Genomic DNA, 25,940 nt, shown 5'->3' on the forward strand with positions numbered 1-25,940 from the left:
GATAAATCCAGTGAGGACAAAAATATGAACGCGAAGACAGATTTGACAGTACCATACACACCCAATCATGCTCTCAATGGCAAAGACCTAGAGGTGGTGTTCTTTATCGGGGAAGAAGGAATCAACAAGTACGGCTTTCGTACCCTCGAAGGCATTCTGTTGACCAAGGAGTTAGCCGAGCATTTCAAAAATGAAGAAGGTTCAGACAAGATACCTTCTCACTTAAAACGTCAACGTGATCTTGAAAAATCACGCAGCGAGCCGCTCAAAGATTACTTTCGAACCCGCAAAAATACCATATTGCCCGGACTGGCGATTTGTTTAAGCCATCTAAAGGATGAAGAAGAGATCATTCTAGGTAACCGTAGGATGCTTAAAGCCGTGATCCCTGCCGACTGTGACCGTCATATTGCCGACGGTCAAAACCGTAATGAGCTATTTCAATCTTTATTAACTGAAATGCCTGAGCTTGCGACGCAAACCCTGAGCGTGAAATTCCTTGTCTCTGATACCGACACGCTAGAGCCTGTGACTGAGCAAATAAAACAACTATTCAGTGATTTTCACTTCAATCAGAGAAAACCAACGACGAGTCTGAACCTGTACTTCGACAGCAGCAAACCTTACAGCCGGTTATTACGTCGATTTCTGGATTTAGAAGTGAACCAATTGTCCCTATGGGATCTGATCTCGGTAAGTGGAAAGCTCACCAATGGGCATCTTTTCATCTTAAAACAGCTTCAAGATTTCTTGAGCATTGCCAGCGCTTCCACAGCCGCGAAAACAAATGCATTACTCACCAAGAACCCTGAAATGGCAGATCAGTTGTTCAACATGCTCAAGCCTGCGCTTACGGGCGTACTCAGTGCTATGCCAATAGGTGAAAAAGATACTGAGAATGACCCTATGTATAGCAAAGCCATTTATTTCTACGGATGCGCGTGGGTTTGTCGCTCCATCATCGAAGAAGGTATGTCTAATGGTACGGCACCAGACTGGAGTGCTCTAGAGGGCTTAAAAGCACTTCCGTTACTCAACATGAAAGACAGCTGGTGGACTAAAGCAGGCGTTGTTCAAAAGCTCCAGTTAGATAATTCAAAAGAACCGAAATATATGATGCAAAAAGGTTCAGAGAAACTGATGGGCCGACGTTTGTGCAAAGTCTGTGGTATCTACCCGTGTGATGAAATTTAGCCTTTGGAATAAACGCTAAGGAGAGAGATTATGGAACTGAATTTACAAGCTTATCGCTGCCCGTCTGCAATGACTCAAGCTCGACTTGCTATAACTATGGCTCATTCAAGCAATGAATCCCTATGGCTTCACTCCATTGAACCGATGCTAGAGCATCATATTAAGGCTTACCTTGCTTCGGAATACCCTAACGCCACTCTTGCTGTGTTTATGGCCAAAGAGATAACAGAGGCGATGCAAGACGAATGGTTGTCTGATGACAGTTTGTTTGATGAAGATGACTTGGATGGGGCAACAGTTCAGTGCTTGTATTGCATTTCATTCAATGAAAACGTGGACAACCTAGCTACACCCATCCAATAAAAAAGGTGCATTTAAACGGAAGAGTCTAAATGCACCAATAACGACACAAGGACGTTCTTATATCTCGGTCATAGTCTTACCAACGCACGACCATTTGTGCTGTGGCGGTATCTCCAGAATCATCATAGCCAACAACCGTCACTAACTCTGATTCGCCCGGTTGTCTTAACTCTGAAATCCGTTTACCGATATTGCGACGCACGTTATCACCAACTGTCCAATCGTATTTGACCATTTTACCATCCAAGTCTTTACATTTTGCTTCGATACGGGCGGTCTTCGAGTACATACGATAATCGATAGAGCACGTCGGTGGTTGGTTTGGCACCACTTCAATTGGGATGATGGCTTCCGCTTCCTGACCGTAGTTGGTGAGAATTTTCAATTTCAATTCATGATCACCCGTTAATAGGTTCTCAATATTCGCTGATGACTTCTCTAGCTCAGGTTGTAACTCACCATCGACATACCATTGATAGTCTGCCACTCGGTCTGATGGGTGACCACCTCGAATTGTCGGACGGACATTAACATCAAGTGGCGAACGTTGGTAACTGTTACTATACCGTGCGGTTAAATCCACAGTGATCGGCTCAGGTTCCAATACCTCCACATATTCAGTAAAGGTGTCGTAGTTACCGCGATCATCTTCTACCGTCACCGAGATCGGGTATATGCCCGGTTGTTTTGCGGTAAATCGCGCTCGATGTCCGTAATCTTTCGTCAGCTCCAGTCGGCCTTGTCCGTTCCACTCATACAAATAGTACTCGCGTAAATTCGCGCCAATTGGACGTCGTAACCAGATTTCAATCACTGAAGGTGCAACGAGCACACGCTGTTTATACGCCACGTCGAATTGTGGGAACTGATACTCCCATACACGAACCTTATGGTCGAATTCCGCATACGTTAACGCCTTAGCATCTTTAACCCACGCACGCAGTGTGAATGTATGAAAGTCAGCTCGATCCAAATCATCATTCGTTGGGGTAAAGTCCACAACATTCGAATCGACAATGGTTCCGTCTGGTCTTACCCATTCAATTTCAAGTTCGGAGTCCATATTGGAATACGGTGTATCGACATCTCCAACCAAAGTTAACGTATCGGTGGTTTCAACATCGGTATCCCCTTTCACTCTGACTCGAACAGGTTTGGCTCGCTGAGAACGTACTGAGCGATATTCTGTTGCCCAGCTCTGTTCATCGGTTTCATAACCAAGATACGCCGCTTTTGCGATAATCTTGTTACTGCCTTCACCTGTTGCAGTGTATTCGAGTGTACTGCCACCTTCAGTGAACGTGACTCCACCATCAGTAGACCATTTGATGAGCATATTACCGGCATCCGCCTCTTCACCTTGATCAAGAAGAGTGTACGTTCTTGTCATACCGGTGATCAGGTTTGCTGCCCCAACTAGTTCAGTTTGTGGCACTCGGTACGCCATGATTTGTACGACGTCCGTTTCTGCTATCTCCCCTGTGAAGCGATTTGGAACATGACCTTTCACCAACCAAATACCTTCTACTGCAGTACTGAAAGAAAAGCGCTTACCAGGTTCTCCATATAGATTCCACGTACTGCCATTGTCTTCCGATATGTACCATGACACTTCACCAGAGGCGTCTTTGTCATCACGGGTAAGATGTTGATATTGAATAGCAGCATTCATCGGTACAGAACCCGTTATACGCAGTGTACGCAGTTCACCTTCGATTGCCGTTCCTTTCATGATTTTCAATGTCCCGCGTTGAGAGCGAACCATTGAAACATAATTTTCATTTGGCGATTTTAGTTTCGCTTGTGCATAGAATCGAAGGTCACCGATGTCATCTGATGAGAAGTTTACATCAAAGTCATTCATACCTGATTCGTTCATATCTTGCCAATCCGTCAGGCCGTGTAGGTTCTTCTCTTTGTCCATGACAGCAATTCGAACAGACCAATCACCAAGCTCTTCAGATTTGTATACGACATCTCGGTAAAAGCTACTATACAGCCCAAATTTCGATTTAACCTTGAATGTGTCAACGGTGGACGTTTCACGAGAAGTTTGCTCAACCTTGAGCCTTGCTCGTGTAGAAGGAACCGCATAAGTCTTCACCGCACTCTCAATCACTTGCTCTGGTAAACGGGCGTAATGAACTTGAACGGCATAATCATCCATCTGCCACAAATCTCGGTGGTTTGCACTGTTTCTGTCTGTGATTACCTTAGTGATAGTGTGCTCGGTGTATCGGTTGGACTGTTTGATGTATTGGCTTTCTAAGGTTTCACCATTTTTAAGGAGCGTAATGTAAATAGGCGACGCCGCTGATTTAACTCGATATCTCCCGATTCTAGATTGCCCCATCTCAACCGCATATATGCCATCTTCAAACATACCGTCGTCGTCGAAGATGATCTCTGGAGTATCTGGGGTATGAACGATTAGGCTTGTATCGTCGACTTTGATTAAGTTTTTTCGGCCTTCAGAGTCATGGATATAAATCTCAGCTTCCACTGTCGCAGGACCCGTATTTTCAAATACACCAATCAGCTCAGGGCTCGCAGTATCCCATGCTTCTTCCAAACCTTGAGGGATGACTGTCCAGTTCACGGAACAAGTCATTTGAGTCGGGTTTTTGATCCCTTGTACCGCCTCATGCTCTGACTTGAACATTCTACAAGCTCGACCTTTCGTTTGTGCGAATGTGATGTCTTGGTTCTGCACAAGTGCCACTTTGCGATCACTGATATTGTCGTACTCGAAGTCTAAAGGTAAGAATGAAATGGAATACTCTCTTTGAACTACGTTGTTGTTCCCGTCCTTACCACGCACAATGACTTTATGAACTGTATTGGACTCCCATGGGGTTTCCATTTTGATCGCACGAGCCATCTTGAATTCACCAATATGCTCAACGGGTACGCCATCAAGCAAAATATCAGTGATTTCATTCTCAATACTGGTTTCATCTTGCACGGTGAAAATCATATGCTCCATGAAGTTGATTTCATCACCAGTACTAAACAGCGTGTCATTGTTGTACAGACGAATCTCAGGAGGTAAACGGTCTAACTGCATTGCAGTCACTTCCTTGTCACCTCTGTTTGCAAATCTATCTAAGGCTTTTATGTTGCCTTGATAAAATCCATCTACCACTGAACTGAGCGGAATTCGATAGACAAACTTGTTGCCAATCTGTTGAGGGATACCAAAGCTGTCTACTGTCTTCTCGGTATAGGTAACGTGTTCATTTCTGAATAAATCGCCTATATCCCTACCCTCTAACGTAACGAAATCGGATACACCGACATGATCTGTATGCTCTTCAAAGCTCAAACTAACCTTGGATGGTAACCACCACTTATTTGCTGTATCGGTACTGTGCGGCGAACTGAGAACGACGACAGCTTCATTGTTTTGGACAACCACCGTTTCTCCACCAACATCAATCGAAATATCATTGCTAGTGGTATCTCCGACAGCTTTGACAGCATACTGCTCAATAACGGGTGGTCTGTAATCCCACGCGTATTGGATCTGACTGTTCGGGGCTGATACGACATCATACTTATCCGAGACTTTTAATGCTGTGGTAAGTTGCCCTGTCAGTGAATCATCACCAGATAGATGAAAGGCAGAAATGGCGACCACGCATGAGTCTTGGCCTTCAGGCACCTCACACGATTCACCAAACTGAGTTAAGGCCACCACCTGATCAAATGGACGAGGCTCGACCTCAACGGTAATTTTGCGAAGTTTTTCATTCTTATCGTGCGTAATGAAGCTCAAGCCTTGATATTGAGCCGAAGTAGTGTCCGTGGTGACATTTACAATCACAGGCGGAACGGGTTCAAGGATAGTGTAGGCCACGCTGTCTTCAATCAATGTGATGCGTTCTTTCTCAATACCATTGAAGTAAGAAATGCGATATGAACGGTAATGCTCTCCTGCAGCTGCGGTAGGTCGACCATCGAGCGCTAATCCATTCGCATTCCAGCTCGGGTCGGTATCACCTGTCCATTCGAAGAAACACTTTAGATTGCTACTGTCAGACGTATACGCTTCTTCTCGCACTGTTTCTAATCTACAACCAGATGCTGCGGCTTCTTTAGCTAAGGCTGAATACTCTTTCACGCCACGATAGATTTCATCAGGGTAAGTAAACTCTACTTTTGGCGGCACACTCGTTATGGAACCGATGATGTACACTGATTTAGCAACAGCAGCAGTCCCTATAACTGTTAGTGAACAACTAATAAGAATTTTGATTAACTTGTTCATAGTGCTCTTCAACTCCAAACGCAATTTCATTGGGATAGGTTAAATAAGGTCGAGAGCAATTTTTGAAATTAACAAGCCTATTTTTGAAGATTAAAGTTTTTCTCGCGGCATTCATTGTAAAGGAGGGATTTGGATTGTTACCCCTTCACGACTATGAAGGGGCTGAATGAGAATGAAGACTTATGGTAAAAATATATGGATTAATAAACCTGGCGCGACCGCGATACCGAACGTGAATAAGGACAAGTAGAAGTCCGTGGCTACATATGCGCCGATGTCTTTCTTTTTATCAGAAGAAGATTGTGCATTTTTAGACAGGTGTTTAGATACTTCCGTTCCAAACTTTTCAGACAATGGATGACGTCGATTTGACTGATAAATCTCAATGACAAATTTATCAAAATGCTTGAGTTCTTGTAGACGACATTTGATAAACGGGGAGACAAGACAGTAGCATACCGCCACCAGTAGAAAGCAAATTATTGTGAGTGACATGCTATTCAATGGGTTTGTCAAAAAAACAATTATCCCAAATTGAAGAGAGATGTATCCAACAAGAAAATGTAGCGTTTTCATTCCAATACCTCCACCACAGGGCTATTCACAAAGGGATCTGGCATGGAAAGCAACAACCGCCCCCCAGTTGCATTGAGCAATTCAATATTCAGCGGTTCACTTTCATCATTTGTCGCCCTGACTCCATATGTCATGGTATGGCTTTGGTCTTTAAAGGAAGTTTGATACGCAAAAAAGCAGGTGGCATTTGACGCCTCAGACTTACAAACTTTTGTTACCAAATTCACTGACTGCACCCCACCATGAGCGACAGCAAAATCAGGCCACTGAATCGCCTTTGAATCTATTGTTGAGTTATCCATTGCATACAGGTTTAAAATATACTCGCGTGATGATTTTTCCATCATCGTGTAATCACTGAATCGATTCGCTCTCGTTGTCCACATCATCACGGTAACAATAGTGATTAAGGCCACAAGTCCACACACCAGAAGCCATGTCACCTTCACGTTGTTGCCTGATTTTTCATTACATTGGTTAGTACTCAACATCCATAACCTCACTCATTCTAATTACTACTTGAGACATTGGAGCCTTGGAGTCCGTTGTTTGCCTCTAGCACGAACGAGTAGTCTTCGATGGACTTAGACCACTTATGTAAGTCCGAACAATCAAGACTCTTCAAAGCATAATTTTGCAATGAGTGAGCAAGTGGGTGTTGGACTGCAATAGAGATCGCCACAAATTGAAGCCCAGTAAGCTCCACAGACGTTTCTACGACTGAATCATAAGGAATGTTACATTGGGCGGAAGCATAGCGTGACAAATAGGCGATGGTGTCCCCACACTCCGTTCCACACGCTTCTTTGTAACGACTGATTATGTCGTCACTGGTGTTAGCCATAGCTGAACTCATGAAGACCAAAGTGCTTAAAACCATAGTTAGAATTTTCATTGCATAGTGACCATTGTTGGGGTGTGATTTTCATTGTAAGGAGCGGTAGAAATAAGTTTTTCAAACAAGGAAGGTAATTTGGACTTTAAATTGACAAGCAGGTTTTGGAGCCTGCTTGCCTATTTGGGAGATCATTTGCATAACTTATTTTCTTTCAAAGAAAGGACATTGTTATGCGGCGTTTTCGACTTGTTCTTCGTCTTCATTTTCCAAGTCATCCATGTCAGTCGCAAATGACTCGACCCGACGCGTCTCTAAAATTTTATCGATGGCTTGGTCTTGGGTGTACCCCCGTTCCATCAGAGCCGCTAATTCCATTTTGTCTTTCGGGTCCGTGGAGTACATCAGCAGCATTGCAGGAGGCGCGTAAAAACGCACAACCTCTTTGATGTCATCACCAATTTGGAAGAAGATTTCTGAGTACCTATTTTTACGGGTCCTAATCGATTTGAGAATTTCGAATTCTTGGTCTGACAATGCCACCAGCTTGTCATTTTTAACTTGATTAATCGTGTCTGATTTCTGATACAGGAAGCAACGATATACACAGTTGGCGGCTATGGCTTTACCTACAGATGAACCATACAAGTCACTCAACAATTGGGTGATAATCCAAGCACTAGCATCCACCTTCCTAAAACGCCTAAAGGCACTCTCAAGGAACGATGATACTGGGTTAGCACCTGTGGACCCTTGCTTTTCTTGAAGGAACTCCCAACACTCATCCACAATGAAGGCTTTCGAACGACGCTGAGAACCGGCTTGAGCATCACCCAAGAAGAAATGTTGGTAACACAGGTTGATGATCTGCATTAAGGCAATTACCTGCAATTCCGGTTGCGACTTCAGCTCTTCTAATTCACAGACAATGAATGGGTTGTCCAGCGTTGGGGGCGGCTTATTGACCGTAAACATATCGCCAAACATTTCGCCTTCACGGAATGGTTTTAACTGTTCACCAATGTCATTCAGCTCTTTACGAGAGCTCGCAGAACACATATCAGCGAAGATAGTGACACTTGAGTCGCGACCATGCTTATCCCACATCAGTTTCAAAATGGTCGTCATACCACGCTTCTGCAACGTCGTGAGCGTACCATTGGGCTCTGCCATCACCGACAGCATTTCCAAAATCATACCAGCCTGCCCTTCCTTACCACTGAACTCAACAATGGACGGGAAAGGGTTGAGTGAGAACTTCATATCTTGACCGAAACTGATAAATTGACCATTCAACGCTTCACACAAACGGTAGTAGCTTCGACCCACATCGATAATCATTGCCATACCACCATCGCGCTTGGCTTCAGCAATATGTTGAGCGGTCTTCATCAGCTTATCGATTTCTGACTTGGGTAAATTCATCATGTTCCATAGATGCTGGCTTGGCATCTTGCCTGACCCCAATATGCACGTCACAATGTATTGGACGAGAACCGACTTGCCCGAGCCCGACTCCGCGACAACGATACCGTTCATTGAGCCATCGGTTTCAAAAGGATTGAACCCAAACATCGACATGTCTCTGGTTACAAAGGGGATCACAGGTTTACTTGGTGAGTTGCCAGATGAACTGGAAATTATCGGGCTCATGAACGCGCAGACATCAGACGGTACTAAGTTATAGCGGTCTAATCTTTTGCGAGTCACAGGGTCTGGTGCGAAAGGTAATGAATGCAGGAACATAGGTGGAGTCATGTACTTGTCTTCTTCCAATTCGAATCCTGCAGGAGTTGAAGCTACTTTCTTGAAGCGTGCAATCTCCGTCTCTAAATGCTCCTCATCATCACCAAAAATCATAAACTGAAGATACGCATTCACCATCTTCGACTTCTTTTGCTCAATTTTGGTAAAAGCTTCATCAAAGTCAGCTCGCTGCCAACGAACAGTATCATTCCAATTTACTAATTTGTTGTTTGCCTGCATTGTCATGTATTTACGGCGACGCTTAATCTTACCCTCTTCTTTTTTAGAGTTAGGGTAATGGACATTCAATACAATCATGAAGTTCGACCATGCTGTAGAATGCCCATATCGCCAATCACTAAAGACATTCAGCATGTCACCAAAACCCAGTGTTTTTGGGTATTCTTTGGGAGTAAGCATCGATATAGGCCGCTCATCAATGATGACCTTCGAATCGGTAAACTCGATTTTACCGCCCTGCTCCTGAACTTGATCTCGGGGCATGTAGGCTTCGTTTTTATTAACGTCTCCTTTGCGCCAAGTTGACGAGTCCTTTCTGTTCATGAGCCTTTGCATGAAGTGTAGCCAGCCCCACTGATCCATCGGGGTACAGAACAAGCCGACCTTGTTCAATGACTCTTCTGTATCAGTACGTAGATTATTGAAGTGTTTAAGTTCCTTTTTGGTAGGCACGCCAAAGTTGCCTTTGATTGGAACCTTCACTACGAAGTAACAATCAAACATGCGAGCTCGACAGTCGCTATCACCAAACCCTGATTGTGATGATTGCTGGAAGTGGTTAATCAGCCCCTTTGAAATCGAATTCAGTCTGTCGTTTGCCTCACCTGTTTGTCGACCTCCGTGGTACATAGAAAAGCTATTGGTGAAAGGGCTTAAATTATCATTCGCCCAAAACAAGACCTGAATAAACGTGTCTTCCGGCCAATCGGCCTTATAGATTTGTTCTAATAGCTCCTGTAACTCATCGTTAACGGCTGGCACCGTTTCAATCTTGTACATTAAGCCAATGTAACTGTCTTCGAGCTCGAAATATTTGTGCTTTCGGTTGTAGTCCAAGACAGGGAGAAGATCGCCAAATTTGGAGTTTTCGAATTGCTTAAAAAATCGTGAAATCGCACCCATGATATATGCCCCCTTATTGACGCAGTTGATCGATTAGCGAGTTCGCATTACTTCGCGCATTCTCTCTTAACTCAGAGTCGCTAATAGCCGGTCTTGCATTGCGTGACTCGACGCCAATCTGACCATCATCATTCACATCGTAGTTTTGCTCTTGGCTTTCCTTTCTGACATGGAAATTGACGTATTGAGAGTCATTGGTCTTAGCGCTTCTATCGACGACCCAAGTTCGCTGAGTTGCTTCGATGAATCCATAACCAGGGATCTGTAAGGTTTCTTTGTCTGTATATGGACGCACCAGTGTACGGACAATATCGGCAGGCTTTCGCATGGCTAGGGGTTCTGGAGCCGGAAGAAGTAAATGCTGATATGCCGCTTCGGGTGAAGCTAACGCTGGAGCTTGAGAAAAGTTTGCGTGTTGTTGGGTTTCATTCACTGATGCTGAGTCAGCCTCAATGTCCGTTCCGTATTTTTCTTTGTATTCTTTCCCTGTGATGGTTTCGCCATCTTCGTCTGTGACCATGACACGTTCGTCACCTGTCGCCTTCGCATAGTCTTCAGCATTGTTATAGACATTGGTTAGCTCATAAACTTCTCGGACGGACGCACACGCTACACCACTTTTCGCGCCTGGACACACGCCCTCTTCTTCGCCTACGACAGAACAACCGGCTAAAGTAAGCAGCGCAAATGAGATAAATATGGATTGTTTAATCATAGGTCGATTCCTTCTACGATAATGGACGTGAGTTGAGCCTTACTCGTTGGTAGCCCAATGATGGAAGATGTTTTATTGTTAAAAAATGCAGGAAGCCCAACACGCCCCGGACTCATTATTTGGAGAGACGCGTAAGTTGAATTCACTTTGGTAATGGCTTCTTTACATTGGCTATTCGGTGGGCGGGGGTATTTCGCTTCAGACCAAGTACCTTCATATAAGGCGCGTAGAGCTTTGTCCGGATCATCGGAACATTGTGCTAACAACGTGTTTTCATACTCCTTATCATCAAAGACTGGCACGATGGCTATACGGAACCTTTTATCTGGGTGTTGTTTCTCAAGGATTTCAACGAAGTCACCGCAATGTTTACATCCCGTTGGTGCAATAAAGAGTGTCCCTCCGAATACCTTGGCTAACGGGTTTAAGTTAAACCCCGCAAAATCTTCTTCTGGGTTGATTTTCATTTTCTTCAAGTCGACATGTGACGCCGCGTAAAGTTCTTGAGGGGAGTTAACGAATTTGGTGTGGACAGTTGAGAACAATGAACCGCCCTTAATAAGAAATTTTCCATCACCGGTGGCCAATAACATTTCACCTGTGTCCAGCTCCATCATAATCAGCTTGTCGGTTTCAACTTCATAACTGGAAACCACGTTGATGTCGGCATTGAGGAAATCTTGCGTCGGGGGTTCAGCAGTTGCTTGAGTGCTGGCAAGCAACCCTAAACCCAATATTCTGTGAATTTTGTTTGACCATTTCATAGCAACACTCCTAGTTAGTCCCACGAGTTTGCCAAACTTAGATATGCAGAATTTAAATTAGTGAGCCTTATTTCACGGCTTAATTGACTTTCTGATTGGAGAAAGAGGTGATGTGTTGCAGTTAAGAATGGATTTCAATTTGCAGTAATGAGGAGATGAGGTTCGCTTTCTCAGTATATATCGCACGGTATTGTGTTGATGAACTCCTCCTTTAGAGCTTGTATTAAAGCAAGAACAAATCGCTAATATTCATCGCACAAAATAACGTTAGATGGTATTTCAATGTCACAACCATCTTTATCTTCAATACTTATGCCGCCGAGGTGGAAATTGATGCCAAGGTAAAACCGCTCTAAACATGCTCGACCTCCTGCGTTTGTTCCTTGACCAGCAACTTCGACGTCCACATATCGATATTCGTTGTTAAATTCATCAAACACTTTTTGACTAGATATCAAGCGACCAGTCTCATAGGCCATTATCTGACCTCGAATTCCATTTCTAAACTTGGGCTTCACGTAGATCATTTCCAAAACGATTCTAATCGAATAGTACCCATCATCGTTATGTTCAAACTTACTTAAGCTGCAAAACCCGATCAATTCTTTTGGGTTTCTAGGGTCGACAAAGAAAATTAGCTCATAGAGATTCTGATCAAGAAAACAACGGACATTAATCCCTTTCTCATTTTCCGGTACTGACTCTCTAACACTATCAAGTGTGAATAGTTGGTTTTGAATTGGTATTGAAACCATCCAGTTATGTTCTACAATCTCAGTTTGATTAATTTGTGTATTGAAAATATCCCCGAAACAGTAAGTAGATCCGCACATTGGCTCAAATTGAATTTTCAATTGATGGAATAATTCAGAGCACTTCAATTTATCCATATGTTCTAAAGTAGAATCATCCAGATCAGAATAATTTTTGTATTTAATTAGCATAATGATGCTCTCCGTAGTCTGACTGTCATTTATTGCGCGTGATGTCAGTTTAAGATATTTATTTTGGCTTTAGGTTTCTGATACCTTTCTTGATAGTCTTTCTAAGGTATCGGTTAGCAGACCAAGTGATAATTTTTGGTCGACCAAAATGCATTTCGACGTTCCTGACTGATTGTTACCATTCTTTAAGTCCCCCATACCCCGTAATTGCAAGTCAGCCTCTGCCAAACTGAACCCATCAGAGTGATTGACCAACAAATCCAGTCGGTCTATGGATGGCGTTTTGAGTTGGGTAGTAGGCAGTAGGTCGCAATGCCCGATCCCTCCTTCTCGTGCTACGCGGCCTCGGATTTGGTGAAGAGTCACCACCCCTAAATTTTCTGGGTTAAGCACAACGACATAGTTTAGTTTTGGTATTGTTATCCCGACCTCAATCAATGTGGTCGCAATCAATATTTTTCCCTCACCGGACTTCATCGCATTAATCGCAAGTTCGTTGTCTTGTTTGGACAATCCACCATGGGACAATTTTACGATGTCGCCATACATCGCTTTCCAGTCATCAAAGAGTTGTTCAGCACTGGCTCTGTGTGAAACAGCTTGAGCTTTGGATTCACCTTTCATGGTGCTAATAATTAACACCTTGTCACCTCGATTAATGCGTTCTTCTACTCGACAGATAACCTCATCGATTTGGGTATGCTCGTAACGGGTAGTGATCACTTCTCTAGGTGTGTGGTACTTGGTTAATTTGAAGTACGGTAGCATGCCAAAACTCATCATCGCTTGCGTTCTAGGAATGCACGTAGCACTAGACAACAACAGATGTGTCCGGCCATGAGTTATTAATGTGGCTTCTTTTTGTTCAAGCCCCATTTTTTGCTCTTCGTCGATCCAAAGAAGATCGATAGGCATATTGTTGTGATGATGGAGCAAAGCCGTCGTACCAATCACGACACGGGTGTTTTTTGTCATCTCGTTGATGCATCGATAGCCTTTACCTACGAAGTTGTCATGCTCACTCTCAGACAATAAAAACTCGATGCCAATATCTGGCCAACAGTTGTCGATCTCTTTATAGATTTGGGCTCCTAATATTAGGTTGGGAACCATAATGACGACACAACCACCAGCATCAACAACATGACGTGTCAGTATCGCGCCAATGACGGTTTTCCCCGTTCCCACATCTCCGAATAAGACACTTCGTGGTGCTCTATTGTTAATCGCGGCTTTGATACCGCTCACGGCATCCAATTGTTCATCCGTCAATTGGAATGGGACCGCATCGTTGAAATATGTATCGGCTTTTTCGAGCTGCAATGGGTGAGTTAAATTTGGTTCGCCTTCCACTTCTGAGAACAACAAAGTAGCGGCTATTCTTTGTAGGATAGCGTTGCATTGTTCACTTTCTTCCAATGAATTTGGGAAATGCACAAATCTCAAAACATCTTCTAAACACAACGAGTGCGCTTCTAATAACCGTCTAATTTTCCCGTTGCTTAGGTTTAGTTTCGCTAACTCTTCTCGTATCTTTCTAGCCGTCAAAGGTATCAATTCGTCAATATGCTGCTCTAGAACCTCGGCATACTTCAGACCTTTGAGTTGCTTATTTTTTACTTTATAAACCGGAGTGATTTTACCAATGAATTTTTCATTCAATGGCTGCGGGTGGTTGATAAACAGCGCGTTTCCTACTTGCTTCACTTTGCACAAGTAATACCCACGCTCATTAATTCGACTTGCCAATTCTTGTCCGTAGTCACTGTCTAATTTGGCAAAATGAGAAAAACGTTGAGCGACGTTTCGGGAGTCAACAATGCTTCCATTAATGACGGTCGTTCGATTGTATGATTCAGAAATAGAGGTCACAGTCCCTTGGACAACCAGACAGTCACTATCCGTAAGATAGGAAAAGTCGGATACCACTTGTCGCGTGTCTAGGTACGATTGAGGTAATCGCAACAACACTTGCCAAACAGGAACTTTAAATGTGTCTTTGATGTACTTTAGATCCAGCATTCTCGCGCTTCATTCTGATTCAATAATGCAGTAGTTATACACACCTGAGCACTATCATTTAGTTTGGATGACTCTCAGTAATATGAAGCCAATTTAAAACGTCTTTACGAGCGCTTACTGCTTTAGAGTCAACTCATAAACCTTCTCGACCGGTTCTTCGATGTACCTACGCGTAACAGTCAACTCAACACCGCTGGTGGTTTTCGTGATTCTAAAGTTTTGGTTTGGAGACTGAGCCAACACAGAGCCATCATCATTAACGATCACGTCAACGGGTAATCGCTTCCCAAACGCCTCAATGTAGTCAGCTCCGACGTTAAATTCTGCAGAGCCATCCGACGATACAGAGCTCCATTGACCAACGTAGGCATGAGTGTCATCGAAAAAAGAAGAAGAGAACTTTAAGACAAGAGCACCAGATAGCACGAGTACACCACATAGGGTCAGTGTCTTTCGATTTATACGTATGGACATAGTGAATTCCTATAAACATGAGTAATCCATATTAGTCATGTTTTTGTGAGGTTTTGCTAAATAGCGAAGGAAATTGGGGCTACTATTTGCGAGGTTTGAAAACTAAGGTATGTCTAATCTTGATACCAATATTTAGAACAGTTCAAGGCGGGTCGTTTCTGAATGTAGTCCCAGGTTTGCATTGTTCTGATCAAGTAGTTTGTTTTGATGTTGACGGTCTTTGAGTTATAGCAACCGACAGCTTCCCAGACATGCCCCTTAGCGTAGGTGAGGCATCCTTTGAATATATCGGCACTGATGCGGATATTGAGATCAGGGTCAGTGGCAACATCTACCCAAGACTTATTAGGATAGTTTCGTAAGATGTATTCTGAATGGATTGTATTCACCTGAGCGGGACCCAAGTCATAGGAATCGTTAGTATTTTTTACTTTGCTGCCGACTTTGCCCCCCTCACCAACCACAAGTAAGTTAAGGAAGTCTCTTGGGACATACTTCTCTCCAGCGACTTCAGCAACAATGCTGCATCTACTCGCGTTGGATAGAGCAACAGTATCTAATTTGGTGTCATGGATATCTGGCAAGAAAAACACAGTGATTCTCCTTTTCGTGGCCAATGATTGAAAGTCAGTTCATAAGTGCTGACTAAGTATGTTCCTGTGGTGATACACCTTTTCTCTTCATCTTTAACCTTCACTCGTTAAGCGGAGGTTTTTGATGAGGGAAGTACCCGAGAAAGGGCCATTCTACAGCTAGAAAAATCAGTGGTAAAAGGCCAATCCAGAACGGTGTGTCTACACCGTTCCCACATTGAGAGAATCGTTCTGTAGGAATACCAAAATCAAAATAGTGACACCAATATGAAGCTAACACTGCATTTACCATAAACGCAGAGACAAAGCATAATATCGATCTTGTAAGTGAAAAATCCGATAATTTGGTGTGCAAAATCATAATCATTTTCGCTTGTTACGCAGCTACAGGTTTAAGTTCTACGATTTCGTAGTTAGGAGACTCCTCACATCTCGCAACTCCAAGCACTTCAACTTCAAATGAACCTTCTTCATCCAAATCAATTCCAACGCATTCAAGAACCGCTGTTGCACCTTCGTCGATGAGGTCATTTTCAAACACGTCACAACCTTCAAGAGAGTTTAGCCAACGTTCATCAACTTTAGTGACAGCTGCACTTTTCTTGATACCAACAGTGAAATGAATTGTTGCTGCGAAGTTTGGTTTTGCTACATGCATTGTTTTCCCTCGTTATCGACTTATGCAGCGCCATAGCTGCTTGAAAGTGGCATTTGTATGATGCTTACGATCAGTGAACCATTCTCTATATAAAACGCCTTCAGCCACACCTATGTTTCCTTGATTTCCCGCCAACCATGCTCGGTGCATTTCAGTTTTAGCAATAACTCGCCTGAACTTGCGTGATAGAAAAAGCTGTTCATATCCAATGAAATAGAATTGTTCGCAGATCAACTTGTATGTATAAGGCACACTTCATTTCTCCTTTGTACGAACGCTCTTTATTCACATTTATCTAAAATGCAAAGTTCTTCACGGTTATTCTGGTATAGGTTTAGTGTCAGTTCGTCGCCATGCTCTAAATTGAACGAGAAAGCGCGACTCGTGTTGTAAAAACCGTCGTCACTTAGAAGTAGTACTGTTCTATTGAATAAAGAAAACTTGGTAACAACGGTTAGGGATTTGCTTTGCACCAATTCATTTGGGCTTGTTGCTATGCCGTACACAACCATACTGAGCATCAAAATAGGCACCGTCAGAATACCAACCGCTAGTGTTATGCCCGTTTTCTTATCCATTGAATTCTGCTCTGAACTGACCATTTTCCCCTCAATATCCATGTTGTATTTACTGCTTCAGCATTAACGATTCAATTTCTTTTATTTCCTCATTTGATACTGAATGCTCCATGGCAATACCGAGCGAACGACATGCCGCTTTTACATCCAAAATGACTACACGATTCGGTAAGATTTCTCGTTCATTGCACCAGTCAGCTATCATTTGTAACTCTCTATTTTTAAACATTTCATCGGCCTTCTATGAATCGATGTTTTGTTTTCACTTAATCACGCAAGCTATCAATATACTCAATAAGAATTTGGCATCCGTTCTTCTTTGGGCATTCTTTAGAGACTATCGATTGCTGTTGAGTTAAGTACTCATTTTTATCGTCACCTAATCCAAAATACCCACCAATGCCCAATGCACGAACACCGATGTAATTCGACATCCTTTTTATGTAGTCCATCTCCACCGTCGTATATTCAAGAATGATCTTGTCATCTCGGTCAACAAAATAGTGTATCGACGTGACGATGCTAGGTTCTCCGGCAATATTTGAAACCAATTGTTCATGAGTAATTGGAGCCCGCTGGAAATCACACATTCCTGCAACTGTTCCATAGCAAGCAACTGAATTTGCAGGGAGCTTTAGCGTCGTTTCACTATTTGAATTATCAGCGAGTGCAACCGAAGCGACCGTCATCAAACTCAACAACACAACCATCTTTTTCATTAACTACCTCGGCAACTCTAAGAAGATTTAGACTCTGACTGTCAGTTATACACGTCTAATCACTTGGGTTTACGAATTAGCGAAGCCATTTAAGCTTCTTATTTGACAATGGCACTCGAACCCAATCACATGATGAGGGATCGTCTTCAAATGAGGTAAACAGATAAAATAGTCCCACTAATTACATTTCTACGTCAGTGTCTATGCCATATTTCTCGTACTGGTTGTCTTGATGAATGGAACTGGAAACGTTATGGAAATGAATACAAAGTGTGTCCCTGTCAGAACCGCTGCGTGCTTAATTGTCGCCTTCGCGTGTTTGGCCGTGTATATGCTCACACCCAGCCGCACCGATTACTTAGATGCACGAGTAAACTTGTTATTTTCTCAATGCAGCTCAAGTCTTTTGGAAGATGAGTTCAAAATGGAACCATGTGAAGAGCTCTATCGAACCTACGCCAACATCTCGCGCAGTACCGCTTATCACTACATCTCGGATAACGTGATGTTTAAACTTCATGGCGAGATTTCGAAGCTGGGCTACTCGTTGGACATCAACCAGGTCACCGATGGATTTATGCAAAAACTTCCGTCAGGCAAATACCACACGACACGACGCAATAACATCATCGACGCATTGATTAGCTCTCCCACAGAGTCCGTCGAATTTGATTATGAGGGAGGCATCGACGCCTCGCTTTAGTAATTTGGGAAACCCAAAAATCCAATCGTTTGATTGTTGCGATTGAACCCACTCCGTTGTTAACTTTTTGGGTTTCCCTACCACCTCCCCCACTCAATTCTCTAAATTCACTCTCAAAAGTTGTATCAACTATGTCCTAGTATCCGATGGGCATTACCATGTTAAAGTTTAATTTATACCACCCAGTGATTAACCTCATCCTCTCCCACGATGGCGTTATTGACGAACTCGACCTAGAAACTAACGTTGTCAGTGATACAGCGACACGGGTTCTCATCGATACCTGCTTCAAATTGCACGAAGATAAACAATCAATCGATTTAAACACGATTAAAGCGCGTGTATACGCTGAGTATGGGCAAGAGGGAGTCGACGCGATTACTACAGTTGCCATGGAGTCACTAGCGCAACCAGCAAACATAAATGCTCTTTCTGACTATGTTTCGCAAATCAACGACACTAACAACAAACGAACACTTCAGGTGGAGCTTCAAAAGCTATTAACACAATGTTCGTCAAACAAGACGACCGATGAAATCATAGGTTCGATGCATTCTGTTGTTGAGTCTTATGACGAAGTGGAAAAGGACAATGAGCAAGGCCCAATTTCATTGAAAGATGCCTTTGCTGCAACGCTGGACAACATGGAGCGCAGAAGCAAAGGGGAATTTAATGCATTTAAGTCGGGCTTTGCATGCTTTGAAGCACTTGGTGGATTCCGACCTGCAGATTTCATCATCCTTGCAGGCCGTCCATCTCATGGCAAAACCACCTTACTCCTGAACGTTATCAAAAACTCAAGTTATCAAAACGATGCACCATTCTTATTTTTCTCCCTTGAAATGAGCTCAGAATCGATTGGAGAGAATTTGCTATCTAACTTGGCAAGCGTACCACTGAGTAATATTCGAAACGCCAGCATGAGTGATACTCAATGGGCTGATTGTTCATCTGCGCTAGGTAGATCCGGTGATTACAATATTGAGATGGATGACGGTTCAATGACCGTCGAGGAGTTGTGTCGTCGCGCACGTCGCTTTTATCGGCAGCATAATGGAAAGATTTCTGGTATTGGTGTGGACTACATTCAGTTGCTAACCAGTGAAAAATACAAAACTGATAATAGAAATTTAGAAGTCTCAGAAATATCACGACAGCTCAAAGCGTTGGGGAAAGAGTTACAAGTACCTGTTGTAGCACTATCCCAATTGTCTCGCGATATCGAGAAGCGTGCTGATAAACGCCCAGTGAATTCCGACTTACGAGAGTCAGGTTCGCTAGAGCAAGATGCGGATATCATCTGCTTTATTTATCGACCGGAAATGTATGATCCTCAAAATGAACCTGGTGTCGCTCATTTGATTATTAGCAAAGCTCGTAAATCAGCTATAGGCTCTGCAAAAACAACCTTTATTGGAAAATACGCTCAAATTAAAGATTCCTTCAATTACACGCAAAGCGCACCACCAGCTGCGTCACCGATTGCTGATCAATACCAAAGGACTGACAACAAAAAGCAGAATACCGAAACTAACGATACTCTGCCAAACAATAGTCCCAATGGGAGTGGAATTGAGTTCATCAACTAAGCAAGCGCACGTTCCCATGACTTAGAAAGTGACTTATGTGCGCCTAGCTTTTGTAAGGCACTTGTCTTAACTTGGGTATATCGAGACGAGGAGAAACCGAGAGATTCAACCAAGTCGTTTCGATTCAATGTACCGGCTACTAATCCCATCTCATTCATGATCACAATTTTCTCGTTCGCATTGAGGGTCTTTAACTGGGCAATCAAGTGCTGTCTCAACTTAAGATGCGTCAAATCCGACACCACATTGTCGCTACATCCACTAGTTACCCCATATCGATTGTCGTTCGAACCTTGCTCAAAGTCGTACAGTGGTTTGGGTAAGTACGATGATGCACTGGAATCTGGGGTCAGCTTGTTGTTGGTTTTCTCGGAATTAATTTCAATTGCTTTTGAATACGCGCCTGAGATGTCCCGGTCTGATACTTTCACCATCAGTGTATGGTGGAGCTCTTTTCTTGATACAACGGTCTTAACGCGAGCGCTCGCGTAAGTATCAAAGCTCGCTATACCCGTATGCTTATAGCAGCGTGCAGCACGAATCGTTTCCAAGGCAGCCTCTTGAACACGATCTGAAAGATAGTCGATATCATAGTTATGGCGGCGTAGTAACTTGCGGAAACTGTTTAATGACTTCAGCGTTACGTTCTGGATAGCAGTATTCAAATCTTTGAGCTGAGTCGGCTCAGGGCAACCTCGTTCCACCATTTCGTAAACCACGAACGCTGTCACTTGTAATTCGTTAAGAACAAAGTCGTCAGTTGCCTGTGACTGAAGTAGCTCTGCTGGAGTGTGTCTGTTAGAGACAACGTGGCCAACATAATTGGCGCAAGTTGCATCATTGGCAATTTCTGAAAGCATCTGCCTCCAATTCGGTGTTGTTTGAGTAATTTCTTTGAACACCTTCCTTGTTGTAGTGGCCAATGTTTCAAGCACTTCTGATTGCGATTCTTTTACAGAATTAAAGCTTTCTGTAATGAGGGAATTCATTCTACTGATCGGGTCCATAGTAACGCTCCATACATTTTTTCATAACTGGGGTGGGTAAACTCATTATGGTTTTCCCCGATCATCGCGTCAATTTTCTCCCCCCGTTTCAATCTATCTCGAAAAAAAGTTCTCTTAATTGAAAACATAACGTTGTTCATCGAGCACTATGTTACGACCACTCAAATCGAGGAATCTAATGATGGCACCTTTGTTCAAGAAGACAGCGACGACTTTATTCACAATTTTGGCAATTGGTTCTGCAGCTACCGCATCAGCTTCTGAAGTTGAAATGTCACAACAACAATTCAACTCGATGCTTATGAAAGCGTTCCAATCAAACCCTGAACTCTTAATCGCAGGAGTGGAATCCGTGAGGACATACCAAACAATGAAGCATAAACAAATGTTTTCAAAATCTTTGTATTATGATGAAGATACGCCAGTTCTTAATGAAGCTGGAGAGATCACTATCGTAGAATTTTTTGACTACGCATGTGGGGTATGTAAGAGAGGTGCAACAGAGTTGGCTCCCCTAATAGGTAAAGACAAACGCATCCGATTCGTGTATAAAGATGTGTCGATTTTAGGCCCTAATTCGGCTGAATTAGCGAAGATAGCCATTGCTGTAAATCAGATCTCTCCCAATGCGTATCCAGCATTCCACAAAGAGCTTCTTTCAATGCAGCAGTCCATCCCACAGAAGGCATACGAGCTTGCTGAACTGATGGGGCTAGACAGTACGCTTATCAAAAAGACTGCGAATTCGTCACAAGTAAGTGCTATTTTAAATAAAAATAATAAACTTTTTAGAGATCTGAAACTTACTGGAACTCCAACTTTTTATATTGGTGAAAAAAAGTTTGGGGGCCTAATCAGTCGTCAACAGATGATCGAAGAAGTGAACCTTCAGTATAGCCAACTGGTAAACCAAACTAATAGGCAGGCAGTTAGTAAATAGGAAGCATCGTATATTGGTGTGGAGGTATTTACTCGTATGGCCCTGCAAAGTCACTCCAAGGAGGGAGTGGAGCAGACTAACTACAAGTAGTAAGGCATAACTACGAAATCACCACACATACTCCCCCGTTCTTCGGGGGTTTTTTTTAGCTGTAGTACCACAACGTAATCACTATATTGCTACAAGCGTGTCATCATTGTGCCACAACCTTTCCTGCGGCTGCTTCACCAAGTTCAAAGTTACGCCAACCACTTTGGATATAAACTATACAAAACCGCCTAGCATAATTATAATTAATTCAGTTCTCAAAACCTTCTAAGTTCTCTACCACTATCCGGTAGTTCCCTTATTAGTCGGGTGATATGTCCCGTTGATCATACCAGTCCTCGACTGAATTTATTGAAAATGTATTTTTCACTGATCCCTCACCGCGTGTAGCAAACGTCACACAGCACACCTAAGCAGATTGTCACAGTCTTCTTTGGCGTGCTGTGTGGTGACAGTTACGTGTGGTGAAAAGTCGGATAACCTGGGGATAGGCTAAGGGCGCGAATATACTTTGTTAATCTGATGTAAAAAGAACTTTTTCCCTGTAATCTTTATTCCATGCGGCTTGGTTCATCTTTCTTGGTACAGACAAGTTACCCTCTGATTTTCTAAATAGGTTCTGCACAAAGCGACGACAACAAGCCATATTCAACGCTGAATCCCTAGCGTAAATTCGCTGCTCGTCTTCTTTGAAAATTACGTCCAACGCCCAGTGCTGCTGATTCTCAATATGCCAATGCTTTCTTGTTGCCTTTGAGGCTAACTCTAAAGATAAATGGTCTGTGCAAATATAGTACGAGGTTTCATAACTTCCTTTCCCTTTGACACTCCTATCTCTTACCACTGCAACAATGCTTTTTACGAGACACCACTTCTGTCTGAGTGCTTCGCTGAAGGCTGCAGGAAGCACGTAAACCTCACGAACCTCTTTTCTACCATGCCCTTTCTCTTCCGTGATGTATGATTCCTGTTTATCTTCAGGCAAAGCCCAATAGTCTTGGAATTGCACATCAATTTCTGCTAATAAACTTGGTTGATTCAGTTTAACTTGTACTAGGATATCTCCACCTTTATCAACTACTTTATTCAGTGTTTCAACCTGACAATGCAGGGCATCAGCAGTTAATAAACATCCTTTGATATCTAAAGCGTCTAGCATGTTTCTTATTGCTAGCAGCTCCATACCTTTGCCGTCACAAGGTTGGTGTGTGAGAGTCAAACCCTCGTCTACATCAAATGCCGAAACCATATAGAGGGGGTGCTGTTGTTTGCTTGCTTTTGCCCCTTTTAGAACCTTCCCATCAACACTGATTATAGGCTGAGCATGCTTCTCTCTGTGCAAATTGACCCAGCCCACCATAGCTTCCAATAGCGTCTCTGGCACAACGGATCTCATGATCGCAGCTATATTATGTCGAGTGGGAAGACCATTTTCGTAGGGGAAATACTCACGTAACCACTCGATATTTCCTTCACCGAAATCCTTAATCTCTGTCCATTTATTTTGACCACAAATCATGGCTGTTATGACCACGAAAGCGACTTCCATAACAGGATAAACTTGATTGATGTGCGAACGGGTATCTTTCACTTTTTTAAGTTGCTCAATGATAATCATGTGCGAATTTCTCATGTTTTTTTACTTCATGATCAGATCGTGATTATCTAAAAAAGTTCCCTGTAAAATAAATCCATTATTTTCAATGGTTAAAGTTCGATCCCGCCCTTGTGATGTTTGAAGATGAGTAGGAGTGGTGAGATAGCGCTTCTCGGGAGCTGCTGAGTTCGCTATGGGCCGCAGTAACGGTAAATTGGCTGAGCTAGCGATAGAGCTAAAAAAGCCGCTATCGAAGCGGCTTTGAATGGAAATGTGCTTGCTTAAGGGATGCTAGATAAGCGCACCAATACTCAGTACAACGATGCAGAACACCGTTAAGATACCGATCAATGGCATGACCCATTTCACCCAGCGTACGTAAGGCACACGAGCTATCGCCAAGCCACCCATTACCACCGCAGAGGTTGGGGTAATGAGGTTTACTAAGCCTGAAGCCGATTGGTAAGCGGTAATCACAAGGTCTCTACCAACACCAGCAAAGTCAGCCAATGGCGCCATGATAGGCATGGTTAGTACCGCTAGGCCAGATGTTGATGGCACTAAGAATGACAATAGAATCTCTAGGAAGAACATCACGTTAATAAAGATAACTGATGAGAGCCCGGTGACCATTTGCTCTGCAGAGAATAGAATCGTATCGGTGATCATACCGCGGTCCATCACCACCACAATACCACGTGCAATACCTATGATTAGCGCTACACCGAGCAGGTCACGTGCGCCGTCAATGAAGCTTGAGGTAAACTCTTCTTCGCTCATGCGAGCCACAATACCAACAATGATGGTCGCCGCTAGGAACATTGCAGAGATCTCTGCCATCCACCATCCAGCAACGGATACGCCGTAAATCATTACCGCGAATGAGCCACCAAAAATAGTCAGAATCAGTTTACGAGTCGCAGTGAATTCCAGTTTTTCTCCGCTTGAATTGCCAAGGAAGTGCGCTTTGTTTTCTTCGTACTTGTCATACACAATCGACTTGCTTGGGTCTGCTTGCACCATTCTTGCGTAACGCATGACGTAAGCGACACAGATGCCCCAACCAATAATCAGCATTGCCACACGTAGTACGATACCGTCAGTAAATGGAATGCCAGAGGCGTTTGCTGCGATAACCGTTGCGAATGGGTTAATGGTGGAACCTAACACCCCTATGCCCGCGCCTAGAAGTACAGTTGCAGCTGCCACTAGAGGGTCAAAGCGAGCCGCCATCATGACAGGTACAAGAAGCGTATAGAATGGGAGTGATTCTTCCGCCATACCATAGACAGTACCGCCAGCGCCAAACAGTGCCATCAGTATTGGTCTCATCAACTCTTCTCGCCCTTCGAGGCGTGCGGTGACGCGTTCGATACCAGCATCAATTGCACCAGTCTTGGTGACGAGCCCTAAGAAGCCACCAATGATCAGAATGAACAGTGAAACGTCGATTGCAGCAGCTTCATAGCTATTGTGGTCGTAGAAGCCATCAATCGGCGCTAGCAGCACGTCAATCACGCCTTGAGGGTTACCTTCAACCGCTTGATAGGTTCCGGTTACCGGCACTTCTCGGCCTAATTCTTCATTCATTGCTCGGTCATATTGACCCGCTGGAACAATCCAGGTCAGTAGAGCAACGAATGCAATTAAAATAAATAGAATGGTATAAGCAGAAGGGAATTTAAAGTTGGCAAAGAAGCCGCCCTTTTTTTTCTCGCTTGGCATCGTTTGAGTTGTCATGGCTATCTCCTTACATCATCTTAAATAGAAGTGATGTGAATTAGCGACTAATGATTTATAGACTGTAAATACACTGACACTTATCAGGTGTATATTGGGGCTTGTTGCAAAAATGGAATATGTGTCTGAAGCGCCCATATGAGCACTTCATTTCATGCGTATATTCCAAAGATATTGAAGAGTTCATTGAGGAAGGCGGATCTCTCCTGCACCCTCAGTTTTGGCTCATCGCGACGTAACCAAAAATCAAACTGGCCTTTATTCAACATGCGGATCCCTTCAAAACCTTGAATCGTTGACCAGGCCCGCTTTCGCACCTTGAATCCACCTGTGGCTTAGATAAGCTTTTTAATCGGAGCGTGGTCAGATTAAATGCCATTGTTGAGATATTTCACTTGCCGATGTTCTACATCTTGCCGTAAACGGCCTTCACTCGTGAGGCGAGCAATGGCGTTACCATAAGACGAATGTTTATCAGTATTCAATGTTTGGGGGTGAAAGGACGTTTTATAGCGGCGTAAGCAGCGTTTTAGGAATTGATAAGCCGCCTCTTTATTGCGTTTACGAGAGAAAAAGAAATCCAGGGTTTCCCCACGTTTATTGATGGCTCGGTAGAGATAATGCCATTTGCCTTTCACCTTGACGTAAGTTTCATCAAGCTGCCAGGAGGTGTCGATACGAGTGAATTGATAACGGCGTAACTTCTTATGTAGGATAGGCCC

23 protein-coding genes and 1 pseudogene are annotated in these 25,940 nt (G+C 43.4%); 5 read left to right on the plus strand and 19 right to left on the minus strand.

Annotated elements, in window-relative coordinates; all coding sequences use genetic code 11:
- The first annotated feature begins 24 nt into the window (after positions 1-24).
- On the plus strand, positions 25-1,194 hold the full coding sequence (locus BCT81_RS08215; RefSeq protein WP_102423803.1) for a DNA sulfur modification protein DndB: 1,170 nt from the start codon (positions 25-27) through the stop codon (positions 1,192-1,194).
- A gap of 30 nt (positions 1,195-1,224) precedes the next feature.
- Positions 1,225-1,557, plus strand: a complete 333-nt coding sequence (locus tag BCT81_RS08220) for a hypothetical protein (RefSeq protein WP_086714963.1) — start codon at positions 1,225-1,227, stop codon at positions 1,555-1,557.
- Positions 1,558-1,633: 76 nt separating this feature from the next.
- Here BCT81_RS08220 and BCT81_RS08225 read toward each other — a convergent pair whose 3' ends face one another.
- From BCT81_RS08225 to BCT81_RS08300, 15 genes are all read right to left on the minus strand, one after another.
- Positions 1,634-5,827: a hypothetical protein gene (locus tag BCT81_RS08225; RefSeq protein WP_102423804.1), complete on the minus strand. Its 4,194-nt coding sequence runs from the start codon at positions 5,825-5,827 to the stop codon at positions 1,634-1,636.
- A 180-nt stretch (positions 5,828-6,007) separates the two neighbouring features.
- On the minus strand, positions 6,008-6,322 hold the full coding sequence (locus BCT81_RS08230; RefSeq protein WP_133152588.1) for a hypothetical protein: 315 nt from the start codon (positions 6,320-6,322) through the stop codon (positions 6,008-6,010).
- Between the two features lie 77 nt (positions 6,323-6,399).
- Positions 6,400-6,894 (minus strand): hypothetical protein, encoded by a 495-nt coding sequence (locus BCT81_RS08235; RefSeq protein WP_086714966.1) that lies wholly within the window; start codon positions 6,892-6,894, stop codon positions 6,400-6,402.
- Positions 6,895-6,911: 17 nt separating this feature from the next.
- Positions 6,912-7,247 carry a hypothetical protein gene (locus tag BCT81_RS08240; RefSeq protein WP_133152589.1) on the minus strand — a complete coding sequence of 112 codons (336 nt, stop codon included), beginning with the start codon at positions 7,245-7,247 and terminating at the stop codon, positions 6,912-6,914.
- 222 nt (positions 7,248-7,469) lie between these two features.
- Positions 7,470-10,127 carry a TraC family protein gene (locus BCT81_RS08245; RefSeq protein ID WP_081230272.1) on the minus strand — a complete coding sequence of 886 codons (2,658 nt, stop codon included), beginning with the start codon at positions 10,125-10,127 and terminating at the stop codon, positions 7,470-7,472.
- Between the two features lie 13 nt (positions 10,128-10,140).
- Positions 10,141-10,842, minus strand: a complete 702-nt coding sequence (locus BCT81_RS08250; RefSeq protein WP_086714968.1) for a TraV family lipoprotein — start codon at positions 10,840-10,842, stop codon at positions 10,141-10,143.
- The gene (locus tag BCT81_RS08255; protein ID WP_102423806.1) at positions 10,839-11,606 is read right to left on the minus strand and encodes a hypothetical protein; all 768 of its coding nucleotides are present in this window, start codon (positions 11,604-11,606) and stop codon (positions 10,839-10,841) included. Before BCT81_RS08255 ends, BCT81_RS08250 begins: the two co-directional genes overlap by 4 nt.
- Before the next feature lie 242 nt (positions 11,607-11,848).
- On the minus strand, positions 11,849-12,550 hold the full coding sequence (locus BCT81_RS08260; protein ID WP_102423807.1) for a hypothetical protein: 702 nt from the start codon (positions 12,548-12,550) through the stop codon (positions 11,849-11,851).
- Positions 12,551-12,619: 69 nt separating this feature from the next.
- Positions 12,620-14,572: a helicase-related protein gene (locus tag BCT81_RS08265; RefSeq protein WP_102423808.1), complete on the minus strand. Its 1,953-nt coding sequence runs from the start codon at positions 14,570-14,572 to the stop codon at positions 12,620-12,622.
- Between the two features lie 114 nt (positions 14,573-14,686).
- Positions 14,687-15,046, minus strand: coding sequence for a hypothetical protein (locus tag BCT81_RS08270; RefSeq protein WP_102423809.1), 360 nt, complete (start codon positions 15,044-15,046; stop codon positions 14,687-14,689).
- 113 nt (positions 15,047-15,159) lie between these two features.
- Positions 15,160-15,639: a lytic transglycosylase domain-containing protein gene (locus BCT81_RS08275; protein WP_102423810.1), complete on the minus strand. Its 480-nt coding sequence runs from the start codon at positions 15,637-15,639 to the stop codon at positions 15,160-15,162.
- 376 nt (positions 15,640-16,015) lie between these two features.
- Positions 16,016-16,297, minus strand: a complete 282-nt coding sequence (locus BCT81_RS08280; RefSeq protein ID WP_102423811.1) for a hypothetical protein — start codon at positions 16,295-16,297, stop codon at positions 16,016-16,018.
- A gap of 281 nt (positions 16,298-16,578) precedes the next feature.
- The gene (locus tag BCT81_RS08290; RefSeq protein ID WP_133152590.1) at positions 16,579-16,875 is read right to left on the minus strand and encodes a hypothetical protein; all 297 of its coding nucleotides are present in this window, start codon (positions 16,873-16,875) and stop codon (positions 16,579-16,581) included.
- Between the two features lie 49 nt (positions 16,876-16,924).
- Positions 16,925-17,104: a hypothetical protein gene (locus BCT81_RS08295; protein ID WP_102423814.1), complete on the minus strand. Its 180-nt coding sequence runs from the start codon at positions 17,102-17,104 to the stop codon at positions 16,925-16,927.
- Positions 17,105-17,141: 37 nt separating this feature from the next.
- Entirely contained in the window at positions 17,142-17,594 is a 453-nt protein-coding gene (locus BCT81_RS08300) for a hypothetical protein (protein WP_133152591.1), read from the minus strand.
- A gap of 331 nt (positions 17,595-17,925) precedes the next feature.
- Between BCT81_RS08300 and BCT81_RS08305 the strand changes: the two genes are divergently transcribed.
- Entirely contained in the window at positions 17,926-18,297 is a 372-nt protein-coding gene (locus tag BCT81_RS08305; protein ID WP_198596857.1) for a hypothetical protein, read from the plus strand.
- Positions 18,298-18,455: 158 nt separating this feature from the next.
- Complete coding sequence (locus BCT81_RS08310) at positions 18,456-19,886, plus strand: DnaB-like helicase C-terminal domain-containing protein (protein ID WP_157938863.1); 1,431 nt, start codon at positions 18,456-18,458, stop codon at positions 19,884-19,886.
- Here BCT81_RS08310 and BCT81_RS08315 read toward each other — a convergent pair.
- Entirely contained in the window at positions 19,883-20,893 is a 1,011-nt protein-coding gene (locus tag BCT81_RS08315) for a hypothetical protein (RefSeq protein WP_102423818.1), read from the minus strand. The genes BCT81_RS08310 and BCT81_RS08315 overlap by 4 nt on opposite strands.
- Before the next feature lie 178 nt (positions 20,894-21,071).
- Here BCT81_RS08315 and BCT81_RS08320 point away from each other — a divergent pair, with 178 nt between their 5' ends.
- The gene (locus tag BCT81_RS08320) at positions 21,072-21,833 is read left to right on the plus strand and encodes a DsbA family protein (RefSeq protein WP_157938864.1); all 762 of its coding nucleotides are present in this window, start codon (positions 21,072-21,074) and stop codon (positions 21,831-21,833) included.
- A gap of 562 nt (positions 21,834-22,395) precedes the next feature.
- On the opposite strand, the gene BCT81_RS08325 is transcribed toward BCT81_RS08320, so the two are convergent.
- The 3 genes and pseudogenes from BCT81_RS08325 to BCT81_RS08335 form a co-directional block, all read right to left on the minus strand.
- On the minus strand, positions 22,396-23,499 hold the full coding sequence (locus BCT81_RS08325) for an ISAs1-like element ISVba1 family transposase (protein WP_102423820.1): 1,104 nt from the start codon (positions 23,497-23,499) through the stop codon (positions 22,396-22,398).
- A gap of 270 nt (positions 23,500-23,769) precedes the next feature.
- Positions 23,770-25,218: a YfcC family protein gene (locus tag BCT81_RS08330; RefSeq protein ID WP_102423821.1), complete on the minus strand. Its 1,449-nt coding sequence runs from the start codon at positions 25,216-25,218 to the stop codon at positions 23,770-23,772.
- Positions 25,219-25,370: 152 nt separating this feature from the next.
- Positions 25,371-25,940 (minus strand): annotated as a pseudogene (locus BCT81_RS08335) (IS6 family transposase); the annotation flags it as partial.

Source organism: Vibrio sp. 10N.261.52.A1, assembly GCF_002876325.1.
GTDB lineage: Bacteria > Pseudomonadota > Gammaproteobacteria > Enterobacterales > Vibrionaceae > Vibrio > Vibrio chagasii.